Source organism: Euzebyella marina (genome assembly GCF_014855515.1).
Classification (GTDB): domain Bacteria; phylum Bacteroidota; class Bacteroidia; order Flavobacteriales; family Flavobacteriaceae; genus Euzebyella; species Euzebyella marina.
The window spans coordinates 879,361-896,812 of sequence record NZ_JACYFK010000002.1 but is presented as its reverse complement, the minus strand read 5'-3'; the positions used below and the strand labels follow the sequence as shown (position 1 = coordinate 896,812).

Here is a 17,452-nt window from a genome sequence, read left to right as displayed (position 1 = left end):
ATGACTAAGAGCTTTTTTGTTTTTTCAGAATTTTGACAATTCGATTATTTATAATCTCCGACAGGTTCCAATTGTAGAGTTTAGGGTCGGTAGTACTATAAAATTCAACGATTACGGCATCTAAATCTTTATCGTACTTGGCAAAACTCTGGTAACCGGGAACCCAACCCGCATGTTCGTATTCATATACGGAAGCATATATTTCCTGCTCTCCGGGTTCAAACACTGAACCGTCGTTTAAAGCCCTTAAGAAGGTGCCGACGTCTTGCGCTGTTGCCAACATACCATGCTCGTCAGCCTTTAAATCATGAGGGTGCCCCACATGGTAGCCACTCATTACATCATCAAGGTTCACTTCGGTAATCGAACCGAAGGTGTGGCTAAGGTTCAACGGTGTCAAAATTTCTTCTTGAATAAATTGAAAGTTATCATAACCCAGCACATCATCCATTATCTTATTAATCAACAGGTAGTTTGTATTGCAATATTCATAGTCTTCACCAGGTTCAAAATTGGCAGGTTGGTCTAGAACCATTGCAATACTTTCTTCGTAGGATTGAGTCGGGGCGGCCCAAAAATTCGGGGTATCGGTAAAGTTGGGTAGGCCACTTCTATGCTGAATCATTAATCGCAAGGTAATTTTGTCTGCATTTTCTATACTCCCCACTAGGTCGGGTAAATAATCGGCAATTGACTTATCTAGTGAAAGCCTTCCATCTTTCACTAGTTTGGTTACCGCCACGGCATCATATAACTTACTTATACTGGCGATTTTGAACAAAGCGTGTGGGTCGGCAGGTATTTTTGTTTCACGATTATGCCAGCCTGCAGCAAAGTATTGGGGCGGTTGGTTGGCTTGGTCTACATAAACGAGCATTCCGTCAAACCCATGACCGATTGCTTCATTGGCCTGTTCTTGAATGGTGTCCGGTAATGGAAGTATCCATGCTTTTACTAATAGCCACGGTACAAAGAATAATGAAATGGCAGTGCCAAGAAATAAAATGATTCTAATTATCCATTTGGCTCTTTTTTTCTTTATTTGATTAGGGTTTTGTTCGCTCATTTTCTGCTGGTTGTAAATGTTTTGTGGTTGGTTTTGGTTTTATTTGGCCGTTACTTGGTTCGGTCGAGAGTGTTCACCATGTACTTATCAAACCTTAATTAAAATTTTTTATAGCCCTTTTACTTTTGATAAATTTATTCAATTAATCTATAAAAGTTTGAACCACGTGAGCGATTACCAAATCTTCAAGAACATTGAGAAGCACATCTCGCTGAATGATTCGGAAAAACAGTATTTAAAATCTTCGTTTTCGTTAAGGGAAGTTTCTAAAAAAGAGACCATATTGGAGCAAGGAAACCCGTGCAAAAATCTATATTTTGTGGAGCATGGTAGTTTTCGGGCATACAATGTGGACCAGAATGGAAGGGAGTCTACCATCATGTTCGCGGTAAAGGATTGGTGGATTAGCGATATGGATTGTTTTGTGAATCGCAAACCGGCTCTTTTGTCAATCGAAGCTCTTGAGCCTAGTGGGGTATTTGAATGGAACTCTGATTGGTTAGAGCAGCTTTACGAGAAAATACCCAAGTTTGAGCGATTTTTTAGAATTCTGTTTCAAAAGGCTTACATACGCGAACAAAAGAGGGCTTTGCACAGTATCTCGCTCACTACTGAGGAAAGATATAGGCAGTTTGTTGAAAATTATCCGGCAATCGTAGAAAAGGTAACCCAAAAGCAGATTGCTTCGTACCTCGGGGTAACCCCCGAATTTTTAAGTGCGGTAAAAAAGAAATAATACGGTCTTAAACTATCTTAATTTTTTAGTCAACGGAATACGCTTTCTTTACTTAAAAATTTTAGACATGATGTTAATCTTGATTGCAGGACCTTATCGAAGTGGAACAGGTAATGATCCAAAACTTATAAAGAAAAATATGGATAATTTGGAATCAGTTGCCTTACCTATATTCCGTAAGGGACATGTTCCGATGATTGGGGAATGGGTTGCAAACCCCTTAATAGAACTTGCAGGTTCTAAAGAGGTCGGCGACGAAATTTTTCAAGAGATACAATACCCAACCGCACATCGATTATTGACCAAATGTGATGCCGTTTTTCGAATTGAGGGAGAATCTAAAGGAGCTGATCAAGATGTAGAAATTGCTAAAGAATTGGGTCTTAAAGTGTATTACGATTTGAACGAAATACCTAATGCTGAGTAATAAAGCAACCAATCTTTAAAGTGATCTCAGGTAACTCAACTCTCGAGATATGAACTACCATAAGAAGGGAAATATTTATAAAAGGAAAAATTATATGACGCTTATTTGAAATGAAGATAAGTCTATGGCCGACCGACTACTTTAGTCGCTCGAGCTTTCCTTTTCTTTTGACAATATTCTTATAATCCCACTGAATTTTTTCTGCCTTTTCGAGCCACCGTTTTAGATTATCAGTATCTACTTCTGATGGGTTGTTGTAAAAAATAGAGGCATCTTTAAATTTACTGCCGCGCACATTCAACTGGTTTTCGTCAAAGTCAGCACCGCTCCAAAACATCAGTCGAATGCCCTTCTTTTGTTTGCTATAACCAACTATCGGGTTTCCGTTCAAGAACCAAACGGGGTGTGAATGCCAGATTTTACTTTCTGAAAAAGCTAGGTGGTTATCGATTAATCGAGAAAGTAGAACGCAGATTTCTTTCTCTGCTTCCGTTTGTTTCTCGTTGTAAATTTCAATGTCTGGGTTCATAATCTTTCACACGGATTATTGGTGTTGATTGCCTATTAAAGATATCAAAAGCCCATGAAATATAATCTTAAAAAATAATTTCAAATCCCGATTTGAAATTACATAAGGTAAATGAGATTTCCGAGGCCAACAACCCCTGTAAGACTACCAAGAATAAGATCCATTTTACTTCCTAATGACGAAATTTTTCCTTCAATCTTTCCTGCTAAGACAGCATAAACGGCATAAATGGTGAATGAACCGGCAGTAGACCCAATTGAGAAGTACAAACTATTTAAGTAAGAATATTCAAAAAAATCCATAGCAATTAAAAGTGAGATGGAAGTGAAGTAAAAGGGTATAGCAAATGTATTAAGCAGCGCCATGCCAATACCATGTGAATATGCCTTCGACTTTTCTATCTCTTTCTTTTTCATTTTCTCTTTATGTGTAAAGTGAAGTCGAAAGAAGTTAATTGACAAGAGAAGTAAAATGGCCGTACCTATCTTTTGAATGAGGGTTATATATTCTGAGTTTTCCATAAGAATACTAGAGAGATAAGCCCCTATATTCGCTTGAAAGAACAAAACGGTCGCGAAACCTGCAATAAGGCAGAAAGCTGATTTGCTGCCGCAGCGCAAGCTAAATTTAACAACGGTCAGGTTGAGAAAACTAGGGGTAAGGCTTCCGCAAGCCGCCACTAAAAACCCCAAGACTATGCATACTAAGGAGGTCATCGAAATTTTTACCCAAATAAAGGGCTTATGAACCTAAAACATGAGCAGTTTTAGAATTTATATAGATGCAATTACTAAAAGCTTTGTTGATTTAGGGGAAGAAGAAACTTTTCCGAATCAATTATAAAGTATAGGAACCTCTAGAAATCAAAAAGACTGGATTGTAGCCATAACTGTTGAAATTTACCTTGAGGATCATATCGTTCGGCCTGAAGCGAAACATTGAATTTTCGGTCTCTAGGGTCGTTGCCAACACCGGCAACATACATCCAATTACCATAATTGCTATGAACATCATAATCTAGAAGCATTGACTCGAAATAGGAAGCCCCTATTCGCCAATCAAGCATCAGCTCTTTGGCAAAATAACTCGCCACATTTTGTCTGCCCCGATTGCTCATCCAACCTGTTTTTTTGATTTCGATCATATTCGCATTTACGAAAGCTGACTTGGTTTTTCCGTTGATCCATTGGTCGATGAGGTCAGCGTTATCGTCCCATTCATAGGTTCGGTTGAGTATACCTTGCTGTTTAAAGATTTGATTACCATGCTTTAGCGAAACATATTTGAAAAAATCGCGCCATATTAGTTCAAATACCAACCAATAAGTTGATTCATTTTTTTCTACTTGGTGTTCAAATTCTTTGATTTCCCAATAAATTAAACGTGGTGAAAGACTGCCATTGGCCAACCAAGCGGATAATTTTGAACTGTAATCGGCTCCGATAAGGCCATTTCTGGTCTTTTTGTAGGTTAGGAGTTTCTTGGTTTTCCAGAGGTATGAGTGAAGCCGGTTGCGTCCATCAATTTCTCCACCTTGAAAAGAAAATGCAGACTGGGGGTGAAGTTCAAAGGTTTCATAACCTAGATCTTCAAGACTGGGAATAACCGTATCGTTAGAAATCTTATTTTCTTGATCTAACTTGTCGGGCGATGGTAATGCTTTTCTAACGGTGCTTTTATTTTCGCAGATTTTTCTAAACTCCGTAAAAACCCTAGGTAGTTTTGCTATATCAAACGAGATGTCTTCGGGGTGGTACAGAAATTGATCATAGCTTTCAACAAAATTTATAGTTGAAGGGGTTTTACGCTTTACTTCTTCTAATACAAATGTTTCTTCTGAGGTCCATTCTTTCTGTAAGAATATGGTGTGCACTGATAGCTTTTGTACCAATTGAGGAATAATATGTTCCGGTCGATCGAAGTAGGTGAATAAACTAATGTTTAAGTTCTCTAGATTTTCTTTTAAAACTTCGATGGTTTCTAAAAGAAATTTTGCCCTGAACTTTTCTGTTTTTTTAAAGGAAAATGGGCCAGCCTGAAAATGGCGTGGGTCAAAGCAATAGACTGCAACAATACGATTACCGCTTTTCTTTGCCTTGGTCAAAGAAGAATTATCAAATGTTCTTAAGTCGTTTCTGAACCAGACTAGGCTCGTTTTCGGTTCATTCTGCATTTATCGCTGCAATATTTAACTTCTTGCCAGTTCTTTTCCCATTTTTTTCTCCATGAGAACGGTCTTTCACAAACAGGGCATATTTTTTTGGGTAAATTCTCTTTTTTAAGCAATTACATTTAGGGTTTGAGCTTTAGAAAGATACTTTTGAAAATCATTGACTTTAATCTCAGCTTTCAAGTCATGTAGCAAATTATACAGACCAAAAAAGGTTCTGTTCATGTAAAGAAAATGTTTTGAACCCCGATTACCGTTCATTTTACGAAGTTGGGTGTCATTTTGAAACTTATCGCTAAGTGTGGCTATTTCGTTCCAGAAAGATGGATCGGAAAAGTCGAAGGTATCACCGTGAAAAGGTTTGCTGAACAGACTCAGCATTTGATGAAAAACCTCGGAGAAAAATTGTCTCTCTTTTTCGCTATCCGTAGGAAGCAGTATCTCTAAATCCATCATTTTTTCTTCAAAGACTTGAGGATTGTTGATGTTATCTTTCTGTGCCATTTCAAAATAAGGAACGTAGAATTCATCGGGTATCTGTTTGATACATCCAAAATCAATGGCAATCAATTGATTTTCCTTTCCTACCAAGAAATTTCCAGGGTGTGGGTCGGCATGTACCTGTTTTAAACCATGAATTTGATACATATAAAAATCCCATAGGGTTTGCCCAATTTGATTACCGACCTCTTTAGTAAAGTCCGTTTTGGTGTATTCCGATAGATGTTGGCCTTCCATCCAATCCATGGTTAAAATACGCTTATTCGAAAGCTCAGGGTAGTATTTCGGGAATTCTATATGGGGTAAAAAAGAACAAGCTTCAGTAATGCTCTTACTTTGGGCAAGTTCTAATTCGTAATCGGTTTCTTCCAGCAACTTTCCTTCAACTTCCTTGAAATATTTTTCGCTGTCTTTACCTTTCAGGTTGAACATTTTTATAGCGATGGGCTTAACCAGCGCCAAATCTGAAGAAATACTATCGGCAACGCCAGGATACTGAATCTTAACACCCAATTTTTTACCATTTTTTTCGGCTTGGTGTACCTGACCGATACTCGCGGCATTTACAGAGCTAGCTGTAAACACATCAAAAAGGTCTTCGGGGTATTTTCCGAAACTTTTATAAAAAGTTTTTCGGACCAAAGGTGGAGATAAGGGCGGAACTGAAAATTGCGACAAAGAGAATTTTTCAACATAGGCCTGCGGCAGTATGTTTTTTTCCATACTTAGCATTTGGGCTACTTTTAAAGCGCTTCCCTTTAACTGTTTAAGTCCGTTATAAATATCCTCGGCATTATCACGGTCTAATTTATCCTTAGCATTGGGGCCATCTGTGAGTCGATTGCCATAGTATTTTAGGTAGTTGACCCCGACCTTTGCGCCGGTACCCATTAATTTACCGGCCCGTTCGAGCTTTCCTGTTGGTATGCTATCCAGTGTTTTCATTTAAGCCATTTGTTCTTTCCAAAGAAATTTTCCTAAATCGATGATGCTTTCCAAGGGGGTATTGTCAAAAACGTCAAAAGCGGTATTTACCGATTTTTCGATAGCCGCATCTGTTTTTTCAAATGCAGGAGAATCGTCGTTCATCCAAAATTTGATCAAAAACATAAATTGTATCCAAGCGGCTTCTGCTAAAAGACCTTTCGGTTGTTTAAGAACCTTAATGGATTTTTTCTCATTGGAAACTTCGGCCAGTTGCGAGGCAAATAGCTTAAACTCTTTTCTTAAACCCTTCAGTTGTTCAAGATTCTTAAGGGGCATCTCATAGCGATTGAGAACCAATAGTATATAACTTCGGTTCAAAGTGAACATCTCAAAAATGGTAAAGAAATAAGAAAGAAGCTTATTTCGGTTAGAGTACGATTCAAAATCTTTGTTTTGGTGAATGAGTTTCAGGGTTTCGTCATGAAACTCTTTCCATATTCCTTTTTGAAGACTTTCAAAAGAACCATACAAGCTATAAAACTCGGGTTCCTTGATTTTTTGTTGTTGACAGAATTTATATATCGAACTAGGAAAATGTTCATGTTCTAAAACATGGTTCATATACTTAGTGATAAGTACTTTACGGGTCAATTGCTTTGTATTTGCCATAACTTTTACTTTGAATATAAAAGTACAAAATGTTTAACTATTTATTTATTGAGTTAAACAATTTTAACGTGCTTTTAAAGTAGTTTTAACCCGGTCTCATTCATCAATTTATTCCTAGAGCTCAATTATAGCAGGGGAAAGCATGAAATGACAATAAACCTTGTAAGTAAATGCCTCCGTTTTTTTCTTGAAAGAACAACTTTCAAAAAGCATGAGGAAATAGCTTGCGATGCCTAGCCAATAAATGAATATTTATTAGTAGCATTGTTCTATTAAAAGTGACCTTAGGTGGTTTTGAATAAATTTTAGAATGCAATATAATTCCCCGAAAAATGTGCTTCCCTTTTTACAATCTAGTGGAGAAGTAGGAAAAGAAATCAGTCAAAAAAATTGGAAAGAATCTAGTTTGGGAACAATGGAAAACTGGTCGCCATGCTTTACACCGGTGCTGCAGCAAGTACTTTCCTCCCAAATTCCGATGTTTCTTTTTTGGGGAGAAGATTTTGTTTCCTTTTACAATGAAGCTTACAAACCCTATCTAGATGATTCCGGAAAGCATCCCTCTATATTAGGGGTTAATGCCGATACGGCTTGGTCAGATATTTGGGATACAATCGGCCCTGCATTGCAGAAAGTTCGTCAAACCGGTATGACTTATTGGTTTGATGATCAAGGTATAGATATATCGCTTGAGGGTAAAAGATACCGTAATTATTGGACGTTTGGCTACATACCCATTAAGTGTGATGGAAATACGGTAGATGGTATTTTGATTCCCTGTATACAGAACAAGAAAAAGGTTCCTGTTTTAAATGGCAAGGCTGAAAGCCTAGTCCATATCATGTCAACGCAAGAAGGCCCTTCTGAAGAGGATATGACGTTTGAAAACCAAAACAGAACAGGTTTAGAGGTTGATGATATACTTGCTGAGTTTTCCGATTTTACCAGAGTAAGTCAAAATGAAAAGGAATTTGTGGAAACAGACCTAGACCAATTGCTAGCTCGGGTCTTAGATCTGTTAAAAGGAACCATAAAAGACTCGAATGCTGAAATTTCTTATAGCAAGCTTGGCAATGCCAACGTGATTCCCCATCAATTTGAAATTGTATTTCAACATCTTTTGAAGAACTCCATAAAGTTCGTCAAAGACGGAGACTCACCGAGGATTACCATACAGACCAAGATTGTCAATGCTAGTAATATAAGCTTATTGGGTGAAGACCCCGATGCCCTTTTTATGGTCATTACATTTAGTGATGAAGGTATTGGGTTTGATCAATCGGATGAACATAGAATTTTCGATGTCTTTCACCAAGCCCATAGTAAGAACAAATACCCAGGAACTGGAATTGGGCTTGCCATCGTGAAAAAAGTGATGGACAATCATGGGGGGCTCGTAATTACATCCTCTTCAAAAGGTCAAGGCGCTAAATTTGATTTATGCATTCCTTTTGAATGAGACCAGTGTGCTATATGGTCTATACCCCGATGAACCTTCTTCTTTCTAATTTTATTGAAAACACCTATCAATCGAAACTGTAGTTTAAATTCTTAAAGAGAAAAAGAAATTCCTTTTGAATTGGCGACTATAGATTCTTTTTCCTCAATTTGGTCATTGATTCTTTATAATCTTTTCTAAATTGATTGGGTGTGGTACCGGTCTTATCTTTAAAGACTTTTGAGATATAACTTTTGCTAGAAAGACCGACCAAATCGCCTATTTCAGAGATGCTAAGGTCACTATTGGTCAGAAGTTCTTGCATTTTTTTGAACCGATAGTCTTGAATATAGGCGTTTACCGTTTTACTGAACAAATATTGAAAACCTTCTTGCATTTTATTTACGTTAAGACCAACACGAGAAGCGATGATATCGATTTTGTCAAGCTTAGCAATTTCATCTTCGATTATGGCAACCGCCGATTTGATTTGTCTAATTTCAGATTGTCTTAATAAAACTGTTTTGTTCAAATCGTTAAGGTCATCGTGATAAAGCAGAATTTGCTTGGTGAGCATTTCGTAGGCCTTTCCCTCTAAATAAAGCTTTCTTATGAAATCTTCCTCTTTAAAATTTTTCATCTCGTCGAAAATATTCGAGAGTTGCAGGCTGTAAAAACCTTCGTGATAAAAGGTCTTTTTGGCCAATGTATCGCTAAAAAGATCATTTAGTTTCTTGTCTACACTCTTAAGGTTGCAAGAAATTTTATTTCTAAAAGTGTTTCGTGAAATTTCTAGGCTATTGACCTTCGACTTTACATTTTTCTTGAAGCGCAGAATGTGTCCATTGTGCTTTTCACTGGCAACTATTGCTTCTTGAAACTGTTTAATGTTGTGTTCAACGGTATCGTTTTCAAACCGGTGCAAAAGCTCGCCCTCAATACAATAGAGAAATTTTAGAGGGTGTACTTCGTTTACTACAAACTGAATCTCTAGGTCTTCTAGAAATTGACAGTCGTAGAGAAGAATGCCAAGGCCTCCTTCAAAGTTGATTCCCCTAATTTCTCCTTTACCATATTCGTCCGGAATTTTTAAAACGTATTCTTCGCAATGTTCGGTAAATACGGTATTCAGTTCTGATGCAATATTTTTAATAACATCCCCCAAGGGAAGTGATTTGACCTTTATACTTTTCATTTTATTCGCAAACAGTTAGTTCGTATGGTTTTTTACGGATAAACAAGAAATTTATCCTTGGCCTATAATGAGGCCCGCTCGGTTGATTTCGCAATTTAGCATTGTTTTGAAAAATTTAAAATTTTCAATGATTGCAGGGCCAATATCGATATTCAATCTTGAAAATCATTGGCATACGGCAGTTTGTGCGTAAAATGTTAATTTTTTACCCAAATTTGTCATTCCTTTTTTGAGCTTTCCAGTTAGTTTGTCCCCAGAGCTTTTACTACACTATATTAAATGTTTAAAATAAATGAAGAATGCCCTTCTAAGCATTTGCGCAAGTTGGCGCTTGCTTTAGGAGGTGATTTTAAAGAGGGTGTCGGGGCATCTTCCCTCATTTTAGATAACGAAAACGGCAAGGGTTATATTAACCTTTATGAACTGTTCCCTGGTATCATCGTGCGTACCTATAATATCGAGTTGCGCGATGAATTGGTCTTATCACTGACGAAGAACGAATTCTCTCCGTTATATCTTATTTATTGCCTTGAAGGCAGTTATCGGCACAGGTACGAATCGGGTTCACGAGAGAAAATAGTTTCAGAGGGTAGAAATTTGATCAGTCTTACTTCCGACCTAGAAGAGCATACGTTGACCTTGCCCGCTTCGGTCAAATTACGTATTTCGGTCATTGTTCTATTGAGGGAAAAACTGAATGTCAAAGCTAACAATTCGAAAGGCAATGTAAGTTCTATAATGAGGGATATTGTCTTAAAAATGGAACATGGCGACTCTTACCGTTTCATTGGCGGACTTAAAAACCCGATAGGAAAGCACGCCAAAATCTTAATTGAAAACCGAAGAACTGATTTGGCGGGTAAATTGATTACCGAATCGGCAACCTATGCCACCTTAGCTGCACAGTTAGATGATCATGATGGGCTGAACGGGTCGGCAAAACATCAAGATATCTCCGATAACGAGTTGGAAAGAGTGGTACACCTTTGTACCTATATTTCTAAAAATATCGCCAGACCCCACACAGTTAAAGAGTTGGCGCACAAGAGCGGAATCTATCCCAGAAAATTGCAGGAGGCTTTTAGGTATCTCTTTAACCAAAGCGTGGCAGAATGTGTGAAAAATATGCGTTTGGAGAAGGCGAAGGAACTTTTGGAAACTACTAATATACCCATTTCGAATGTTTGTGATGAAGTAGGGTTGAACAGCAAAAGTTATTTTTCAAAGATTTTTGTAGAAAAATATGGCATGTTGCCCAGAGACTATCGTTCTTCTTTTGAGCAATCAGATTGGACCTTCGAGCTCACCTACAAGTCAAAGGCCAAATTATATCTTTCAGATACAGAGGTGGCCGAACTGGTCAAGAAATCAGACCGTAACAACAAAATAATTTCGGTAACGGGCTGCTTGATACATTATGGTGATGATTTCTTTCAATTAATAGAAGGCCCCAAAAAGAAGGTATTGGAGCTATTTGACTTAATTGGCGAAGATTCGCGGCATGACGAGGTCGAAGTTCTTTGGAAAGGCCCTAGAAAAGACCGCATTTTTGATGATTGGGGGTTGATACTGATCAGTGATAGAAAGAGGTTCAGTAACGATGATGCTTCCAAGGATTTGGGAATTGACATGAAAACCATCTTGAATACAGATTCTAAAACCGCCATTAAAGATTTGCAGTTCTGGCAGCGTATACGTGATCGTATTAGGGTACAGGTTGAAGGTTAGAATCCCTTTCCTTTTATTTCAGCAGGACTATTTTCTTGAATAATGGAATGATGGTACTTCCTGTGAGCAGAAACTATTTTGCTAGACCTCTTACGAAAACGTTTTCGTAACAGATTGTTAGATTTTGACAACATTATTTTCACTTGTTTTCAATTAATTGGCATTTTGCTGTCAAATCAGTAGATAATGGATGCCAATTTAAAAATAAATCATAGTTTTCTTGAAGCTTTGTCCCAGTACGCTCAGAAGTTTACGGAACGAAATAGAACGGATGGTGATGACAAGATTTCATATCAAATCGAGTTAAATGCTTACGCGCATGCCAACTCTGAAGACCGATTCTGATTTTTTTTTTAGAACACCAAACCATTTTACAGTTTCGAAATAAAATATCTTAAGGGTATATGATGAAGAAGGTTCTAGAACAGTTGAAAGAATACCAGTCAGACATTTATAATCGTGAGCATGCTGAGGGCGCTTACCGCTTGCTAAGTTCCAATTTAAACAGTTTTGGCTTGGAAGACCCTTCTACCAAGATAGAAATGGATATGTATTTGGGTAGACTTAAGAACTCTATAAATGTCGAATCTATCGATGAATTTGCTCTTCTTTTTTCAGAGCTTCTTCTAAAGATTATCTTGCTTCTTAAGAAAAATGCTGTGATCAGCTGAAAAAGAGTTTTATAGCTGGTACTTGTACTTGGTCTCTTTCGTTAATTCAAAATCAACTACTTCCTTTAAATCAGTAGCTTCTGTTCGATAAAAGTAGGTAACTACCTCTATTGAACTCTTCTTTTTAAGGTCTACAATTCAAACCTTCCTAACGCTTTACCACTTATATAAATAGACCATTTTTAATGAGGTTTTATGTCCAATCTTAGATATTGGTCATTTAACCCTTTTTTTTGGTTGCTCTTTGGCCATGGTCGTCATGTAATTTTGTGTCGTTAAAACAGCTAATCACACAAAAGAGCATCACTATGAAAATTTTAAAACTTGTAAGTATAGCACTTTTAGTAATGTCAAGCAGCATTATAAGTGCCCAAGAGAAGGTCATTCATTTAGATGAGGTAATCGTATCCAGTCAAGAGGAAAGTGAAAAGGCCTTTGATCAATTCTCAAATTATATCGCTTTTGATGATGATTTCAAATACCGCTATGAATTGAGAAAATCTAAGCTAACGAATAAGGTCTATTATTTTCCAGATACGACCATTGCAAAGACACAGATACTAAAACACTTTAAAAAAGCAGCAAGAAAGTCTGATGATAAAGATGCGTTTGTAAAATACTTCGCACAAAAGCATTTGCACTATATAGACTCTTTAGAACCCGGTACCGTTTCAGGAATTTATAACACTATGAGATTGACCACGCTAAACGGATATTTAGATGGACTGGTAGTTTTAGGTGGATGGGATTAAACTATTTAAAGCACTAGCCAGAACCATAAAATAGAGAGTTAAGATTTTGGTCATTTATGAAACTATTATGGTTACCGATAACGGGCAACGCCCATATAATTTTGCTAACGAAAACAAGAATCAATTTTAAAAGTCATGATAAAACTAAATTTTAATACCAATAGAAACCTTGCCTTTGGGGTTGTAGGTTTATTGATTGCAGTAATTATACTCGCTTTTACCACTAGTGAGGAAGAAAAACAAGAACAGCCTGCGGCTATGGCTTCTTTGCCTGTCGAAATAGCAACGCCCGTTTATGAAAGAATTACCGAATGGGATGAATATACCGGAAGGTTCGAGGCCAGCAGTAGGGTAGAGGTACGCGCCCGCGTAAGCGGCTTTCTTGAAAAAGTGAATTTTCAAGATGGGGAACATGTGAAAAAGGGGCAGACCCTTTTTGTTATCGATCAGAGACCGTTCAAGATAGCTTTAGATGAGGCCGAAGCCAACTATGCACAAGCATTGGCTTCCCTTAAAACAGCACAAGATAATTTTGAAAGGGTGGAATCTTTAAGAGAAACAGGAGCTTTATCCATAGAGGAATACGACCGAAGAAAGCAAGCTTTGGTTCATGCCGAGGCAAGCATTCAATTGGCACAGGCAAAAGTGAACAATGCCAAACTGAATCTCGAGTTTACTGAGGTTAAAGCGCCAATTTCGGGATTGGTCAGTAGAGACAGGGTCAATGAGGGTAATATTGTCGATGGTGGTAGTGCCAACTCAACCTTGCTGACCACCATAGTGGCAACTAGTCCTATCCACTTTTATTTTACCGGAAGTGAGTCCGATTATTTGAAGTATGTACGATTGGCCCGAAACGGTGAGCGTGGCGAAGCCCGTTCAGAGGGAATTCCTGTCTTTATACAATTGCTTGACGAAGATGAATTTGTTCACGAAGCCACCATGGATTTTGTTGATAATGAAATCGATAACAATTCGGGAACCATTGAAAGTAGGGCAGTGCTTGAAAACAAAGACCATCTGTTAGAACCGGGTATGTTCGGTAAGGCTCGCCTGTTAGGAAGTGCCGAACATGAAGCCTTGATGATACCTGATGAAGTTATAGGTACCAATCAGTCGATGCGATTTGTTTACACCTTATCGGAAGATAATAAAGTGGTCAGCAAGACTGTGACATTAGGTCCCTTGCACTCAAACGGATTAAGAATTATTAGAGACGGAATTTCTTCGGAAGACAAGGTAATTGTGAACAATATCCAGAAGATTAGGCCAGGTATGGTGGTAAATCCATCACAAGTAGCCATTGAAGGCGAAACCAATAATTTGACAGAGGTAGCACAGGCCCATTAATCTTAAGAATCTAGAGTATTTAAAATTAGGGAACTTCTCATACCATCCGAATATCTAAAAATATTAGGTGTTCGGATAGGTACCGGGAGTCTCATTCTCAAAACAGAAACCAAAAATGAAGTTCAGCCATATATTTATTAAAAGGCCCATTTTCGCTGCCGTACTTAGTGTACTCATTTTGATTGTGGGTGGTTTGGCTTATGTCTCTTTGCCGATATCGCAGTTTCCTGATGTGGCACCACCGACCATAGAAGTAGTGGCGGTTTATCCTGGGGCGAATGCGCAAACCCTTTCAGAGAGTGTAGCTGCCCCGTTGGAAAAAGAAATCAACGGAGTAGAAGACATGATTTACATGACTTCGCAATCATCGGCCGATGGGCGAGTGGTGTTACAAGTTGCCTTTAAATTGGGCACTGACCTTGACAAAGCCCAAGTTCAGGTACAGAACAGGGTAGCCATTGCAGAACCAAGGTTGCCCGAATCGGTGAAAAGATTAGGTATAACCACTAAAAAGATATCACCTGATATGTTGATGGTGGTCAATATGTATTCACCAAATAAGACCTATGACCAAATTTATATGGGTAACTATGCGGTACTTCAATTGAAAGATGAACTTGCCCGAATAAAAGGGGTAGGTGATATTCAAATATTCGGTGCTGCGGAATATGCTATGCGTATATGGTTGAATCCTGATAAAATTGCGACACTCGATATTACGGCCGGGGAGGTGGTAAGTGCCTTGCGGGCACAGAACGTTCAGATTGCTAGTGGTACGCTCAACACCCTGCCTTCTGGAAGCCAGTCTGCTTTTGAAGTCAATATACAGACACAGGGTAAACTGGTCTCGACCGAACAGTTCGAAAATGTAATCATCAAATCTAGCGATGACGGACGAATCGTAAGGCTTAAAGATATCGGTCGGGTAGAGCTTGGTGCACAGAATTACGCGACTAAGGGATATTTAGGAAAAGACCCGGCAATTGCAATGCCCATTTTTCAACAGCCTGGAGGAAATGCCCTGGAAACGGCATCTCAAATACAGGATAAAATGGAAGATCTTGCGAAGAACTTTCCTAAAGACCTAGAGTATAAAATAGCATATAATCCAACCGAGTTTATTCAAAAATCGGTTGATGAGGTATATCACACGATATTCGAAGCGGTAATTTTGGTGGTCTTGGTGATTTTATTATTCCTTCAATCATGGAGGGCAGCTATCATCCCCATTCTGGCCATACCTGTGTCGCTCATCGGTACCTTTGCGGTTATGCAGGCCATTGGGTTCTCTTTGAACAACCTTACCCTTTTTGGTTTGGTGCTTGCCATTGGTATTGTGGTCGATGATGCCATTGTGGTTGTAGAAAATATGGAGCGGTATCTGGCAAAAGGGCTATCTCCTAAAGAGGCGGCTTTCAAGACGATGGATGAAGTAGGGGGAGCCCTTGTTGCCATTGGCTTGGTATTGATTGCAGTATTCATTCCAACGGCATTCTTAGAAGGTATTTCGGGCCAGTTCTATAAACAGTTTGGTATGACCATTGCCGTGGCCACGGCCATTTCGGTCTTCGTTTCATTAACATTTAGTCCGGCCATGGCCGCGCTACTAATGAAGCATGAAGAAAAGTCGAGTACCAAGAAAACGCATGTTATTTTAAGGCCCTTTGTATTCATAGGTAATCGTTTCAATAGCTTTATGGATAAGCTATCGGAGCGATATGGTAAAGCGGTTCAGAAACTGGTAAGAACCGGTATGATGGTCATGGTGGTTTATTTCGGATTGATTGCCATTACGGGCTTTGAATTCAACAGGGTGTCACAGGGATTCATTCCGGCTATGGACCAGCAGTACTTTATTACCATCGTACAGCTTCCGCCGGGATCTTCACTTACCAGAACGGATAAGGTAGTACGCGAGGTGCTTGATTTAGGATTGGATATCGATGGAGTGGAAAATGCAGTGTCATTTACAGGTTTCGATGCGGCCTCATTTACCAACGCATCCAATGCTGCGGCCGTTTTCTTGACCTTGGAAGATTTTAATCTCCGTAATGAGAAAGGGCTAGGTTACGAAGAACTTTTAGGAACGGTAAGGGCCAAATTCGCCCAAGTCGATGATGCCATTGTTCTAGTTATTCCGCCCCCATCAGTTCGGGGTATCGGTAACGCCGGAGGCTTTCGTATGATGGTGCAGGATAGGGCCAACTTGGGTACCGATGAACTGCTGAAAGCGACGAACGAATTGGCGATGGCAGCTAATCAAGACCCGATACTGAGTAACGTATTTAGCTTTTTTAATAACCAAACACCACAATTGTTCTTGGATGTGGATCGGGTGAAAGCCGAGAAATTGGGTATCGATGTAGGCCAAATATTTCAGTCGTTGGAGATTTATATGGGTTCGGCCTTTGTGAACGAATTCAATTATTTAGGAAGAACTTTTCAGGTGACAGCACAGGCAGACGCACCCAATAGGTTGACCCCCGATGATATTTCTAGGATCAAGGTGCGCAATAAGAAGGGAGAGATGGTTCCTTTAGGTACGGTATCGCAACAGAAAGACATTGCGGGGCCTTCAAGAATACCAAGGTTCAACCTTTATCCCTCGGCTTCATTGAACGGTGATTTTGCACCCGGCTATAGTTCTGGTGAAGGATTGGATAGAATGGAAGAATTGGCAGCGGAAATACTTCCGCAGGGTATATCTTTTCAATGGACGGAAATTGCCTACCAAGAACGGGAAGCGGGCAACACAGCGGGCATTGCATTTTTATTGGCCGTAGTGTTTGTTTTTCTCTTGTTGGCGGCCCAATTCGAAAGTTTGGTATTGCCACTTGCAGTGATATTCATCGTTCCTATGGTATTGCTTTCGGCCATGATAGGGGTCGATTTGGCGGGTCTTGACAATAATATCATGGTACAGATCGGTTTGGTGGTACTGGTTGGTTTGGCGAGTAAGAATGCGATTCTTATCGTTGAATTTGCCAAACAGTTAGAAGATCAGGGTGAAGATTTGAAAACGGCGGTGATAGAGGCTTCGAAACTAAGGTTACGCCCGATTTTAATGACAGCAATGGCATTTATTCTTGGCGTAGTGCCATTGGCACTTGCTACCGGAGCGGGCGCGGAATTAAGAGTGTCGTTAGGTATTGCGGTATTTAGTGGAATGCTCGGGGTAACCTTGTTCGGTATTTTCTTGACACCGATATTCTATTATCTGGGCAGAAAATGGTCCGCTAAAAGAGCTCCACAAGAAAAAGTAGTACTGGCACATCAACATAACTAGAACTAGA

At 39.1% G+C, this 17,452-nt stretch carries 17 protein-coding genes; 9 read left to right on the top strand and 8 right to left on the bottom strand.

The window, feature by feature from the left end; genetic code table 11:
* Positions 1–4: 4 nt before the first annotated feature.
* Positions 5–1,066, bottom strand: coding sequence for a serine hydrolase domain-containing protein (locus tag IL356_RS12775; RefSeq protein ID WP_121848631.1), 1,062 nt, complete (start codon positions 1,064–1,066; stop codon positions 5–7).
* 166 nt (positions 1,067–1,232) lie between these two features.
* Here IL356_RS12775 and IL356_RS12770 point away from each other — a divergent pair, with 166 nt between their 5' ends.
* Together IL356_RS12770 and IL356_RS12765 are read left to right on the top strand one after the other, a co-directional pair.
* Complete coding sequence (locus IL356_RS12770; protein WP_121850679.1) at positions 1,233–1,802, top strand: Crp/Fnr family transcriptional regulator; 570 nt, start codon at positions 1,233–1,235, stop codon at positions 1,800–1,802.
* A gap of 67 nt (positions 1,803–1,869) precedes the next feature.
* On the top strand, positions 1,870–2,229 hold the full coding sequence (locus IL356_RS12765; RefSeq protein WP_225621477.1) for a DUF4406 domain-containing protein: 360 nt from the start codon (positions 1,870–1,872) through the stop codon (positions 2,227–2,229).
* Positions 2,230–2,365: 136 nt separating this feature from the next.
* Here the strand turns inward: IL356_RS12765 and IL356_RS12760 are convergent, their stop codons facing one another.
* The 6 genes from IL356_RS12760 to IL356_RS12735 all read right to left on the bottom strand — a co-directional run bounded on the left by IL356_RS12760 (position 2,366) and on the right by IL356_RS12735 (position 7,025).
* Complete coding sequence (locus tag IL356_RS12760; protein ID WP_121848633.1) at positions 2,366–2,758, bottom strand: DUF1801 domain-containing protein; 393 nt, start codon at positions 2,756–2,758, stop codon at positions 2,366–2,368.
* Between the two features lie 98 nt (positions 2,759–2,856).
* Positions 2,857–3,474, bottom strand: a complete 618-nt coding sequence (locus IL356_RS12755) for a LysE family transporter (protein WP_121848634.1) — start codon at positions 3,472–3,474, stop codon at positions 2,857–2,859.
* Positions 3,475–3,614: 140 nt separating this feature from the next.
* Entirely contained in the window at positions 3,615–4,931 is a 1,317-nt protein-coding gene (locus IL356_RS12750; protein WP_121848635.1) for a DASH family cryptochrome, read from the bottom strand.
* Complete coding sequence (locus tag IL356_RS12745; protein ID WP_121848636.1) at positions 4,904–5,044, bottom strand: DUF2256 domain-containing protein; 141 nt, start codon at positions 5,042–5,044, stop codon at positions 4,904–4,906. The genes IL356_RS12750 and IL356_RS12745 overlap by 28 nt, the downstream gene beginning before the upstream one ends.
* Positions 5,037–6,374, bottom strand: coding sequence for an ABC1 kinase family protein (locus IL356_RS12740; protein WP_121848637.1), 1,338 nt, complete (start codon positions 6,372–6,374; stop codon positions 5,037–5,039). The genes IL356_RS12745 and IL356_RS12740 overlap by 8 nt, the downstream gene beginning before the upstream one ends.
* On the bottom strand, positions 6,375–7,025 hold the full coding sequence (locus tag IL356_RS12735) for a TetR family transcriptional regulator C-terminal domain-containing protein (RefSeq protein WP_121848638.1): 651 nt from the start codon (positions 7,023–7,025) through the stop codon (positions 6,375–6,377).
* Between the two features lie 310 nt (positions 7,026–7,335).
* On the opposite strand from IL356_RS12735, the gene IL356_RS12730 reads away from it, so the two are divergent.
* Complete coding sequence (locus tag IL356_RS12730) at positions 7,336–8,484, top strand: sensor histidine kinase (RefSeq protein ID WP_121848639.1); 1,149 nt, start codon at positions 7,336–7,338, stop codon at positions 8,482–8,484.
* A gap of 127 nt (positions 8,485–8,611) precedes the next feature.
* Here the strand turns inward: IL356_RS12730 and IL356_RS12725 are convergent, their stop codons facing one another.
* Positions 8,612–9,658, bottom strand: a complete 1,047-nt coding sequence (locus IL356_RS12725) for a helix-turn-helix domain-containing protein (protein WP_121848640.1) — start codon at positions 9,656–9,658, stop codon at positions 8,612–8,614.
* A 279-nt stretch (positions 9,659–9,937) separates the two neighbouring features.
* Here IL356_RS12725 and IL356_RS12720 point away from each other — a divergent pair, with 279 nt between their 5' ends.
* From IL356_RS12720 to IL356_RS12695, 6 genes are all read left to right on the top strand, one after another.
* Positions 9,938–11,386, top strand: a complete 1,449-nt coding sequence (locus IL356_RS12720; protein WP_121848641.1) for a BLUF domain-containing protein — start codon at positions 9,938–9,940, stop codon at positions 11,384–11,386.
* A gap of 186 nt (positions 11,387–11,572) precedes the next feature.
* Positions 11,573–11,731: a hypothetical protein gene (locus IL356_RS12715; protein ID WP_162987874.1), complete on the top strand. Its 159-nt coding sequence runs from the start codon at positions 11,573–11,575 to the stop codon at positions 11,729–11,731.
* Between the two features lie 59 nt (positions 11,732–11,790).
* Positions 11,791–12,057, top strand: a complete 267-nt coding sequence (locus tag IL356_RS12710; RefSeq protein ID WP_121848642.1) for a hypothetical protein — start codon at positions 11,791–11,793, stop codon at positions 12,055–12,057.
* Positions 12,058–12,365: 308 nt separating this feature from the next.
* The gene (locus IL356_RS12705; RefSeq protein WP_162987875.1) at positions 12,366–12,809 is read left to right on the top strand and encodes a hypothetical protein; all 444 of its coding nucleotides are present in this window, start codon (positions 12,366–12,368) and stop codon (positions 12,807–12,809) included.
* A 135-nt stretch (positions 12,810–12,944) separates the two neighbouring features.
* The gene (locus tag IL356_RS12700; protein ID WP_121848644.1) at positions 12,945–14,159 is read left to right on the top strand and encodes an efflux RND transporter periplasmic adaptor subunit; all 1,215 of its coding nucleotides are present in this window, start codon (positions 12,945–12,947) and stop codon (positions 14,157–14,159) included.
* A gap of 115 nt (positions 14,160–14,274) precedes the next feature.
* On the top strand, positions 14,275–17,445 hold the full coding sequence (locus IL356_RS12695; RefSeq protein WP_121848645.1) for an efflux RND transporter permease subunit: 3,171 nt from the start codon (positions 14,275–14,277) through the stop codon (positions 17,443–17,445).
* Positions 17,446–17,452: the final 7 nt, after the last annotated feature.

Bases quoted from the DNA above. Each gene is read 5' to 3' on its own strand.
- IL356_RS12720 (WP_121848641.1), top strand. From the start codon at position 9,938: ATGTTTAAAATAAATGAAGAATGCCCTTCTAAGCATTTGCGCAAGTTG.
- IL356_RS12700 (WP_121848644.1), top strand. From the start codon at position 12,945: ATGATAAAACTAAATTTTAATACCAATAGAAACCTTGCCTTTGGGGTT.
- IL356_RS12760 (WP_121848633.1), bottom strand. From the start codon at position 2,758: ATGAACCCAGACATTGAAATTTACAACGAGAAACAAACGGAAGCAGAG.
- IL356_RS12765 (WP_225621477.1), top strand. From the start codon at position 1,870: ATGATGTTAATCTTGATTGCAGGACCTTATCGAAGTGGAACAGGTAAT.
- IL356_RS12755 (WP_121848634.1), bottom strand. From the start codon at position 3,474: ATGACCTCCTTAGTATGCATAGTCTTGGGGTTTTTAGTGGCGGCTTGC.
- IL356_RS12715 (WP_162987874.1), top strand. From the start codon at position 11,573: ATGGATGCCAATTTAAAAATAAATCATAGTTTTCTTGAAGCTTTGTCC.
- IL356_RS12740 (WP_121848637.1), bottom strand. From the start codon at position 6,374: ATGAAAACACTGGATAGCATACCAACAGGAAAGCTCGAACGGGCCGGT.
- IL356_RS12750 (WP_121848635.1), bottom strand. From the start codon at position 4,931: ATGCAGAATGAACCGAAAACGAGCCTAGTCTGGTTCAGAAACGACTTA.
- IL356_RS12725 (WP_121848640.1), bottom strand. From the start codon at position 9,658: ATGAAAAGTATAAAGGTCAAATCACTTCCCTTGGGGGATGTTATTAAA.
- IL356_RS12735 (WP_121848638.1), bottom strand. From the start codon at position 7,025: ATGGCAAATACAAAGCAATTGACCCGTAAAGTACTTATCACTAAGTAT.
- IL356_RS12710 (WP_121848642.1), top strand. From the start codon at position 11,791: ATGATGAAGAAGGTTCTAGAACAGTTGAAAGAATACCAGTCAGACATT.
- IL356_RS12705 (WP_162987875.1), top strand. From the start codon at position 12,366: ATGAAAATTTTAAAACTTGTAAGTATAGCACTTTTAGTAATGTCAAGC.
- IL356_RS12775 (WP_121848631.1), bottom strand. From the start codon at position 1,066: ATGAGCGAACAAAACCCTAATCAAATAAAGAAAAAAAGAGCCAAATGG.
- IL356_RS12695 (WP_121848645.1), top strand. From the start codon at position 14,275: ATGAAGTTCAGCCATATATTTATTAAAAGGCCCATTTTCGCTGCCGTA.
- IL356_RS12730 (WP_121848639.1), top strand. From the start codon at position 7,336: ATGCAATATAATTCCCCGAAAAATGTGCTTCCCTTTTTACAATCTAGT.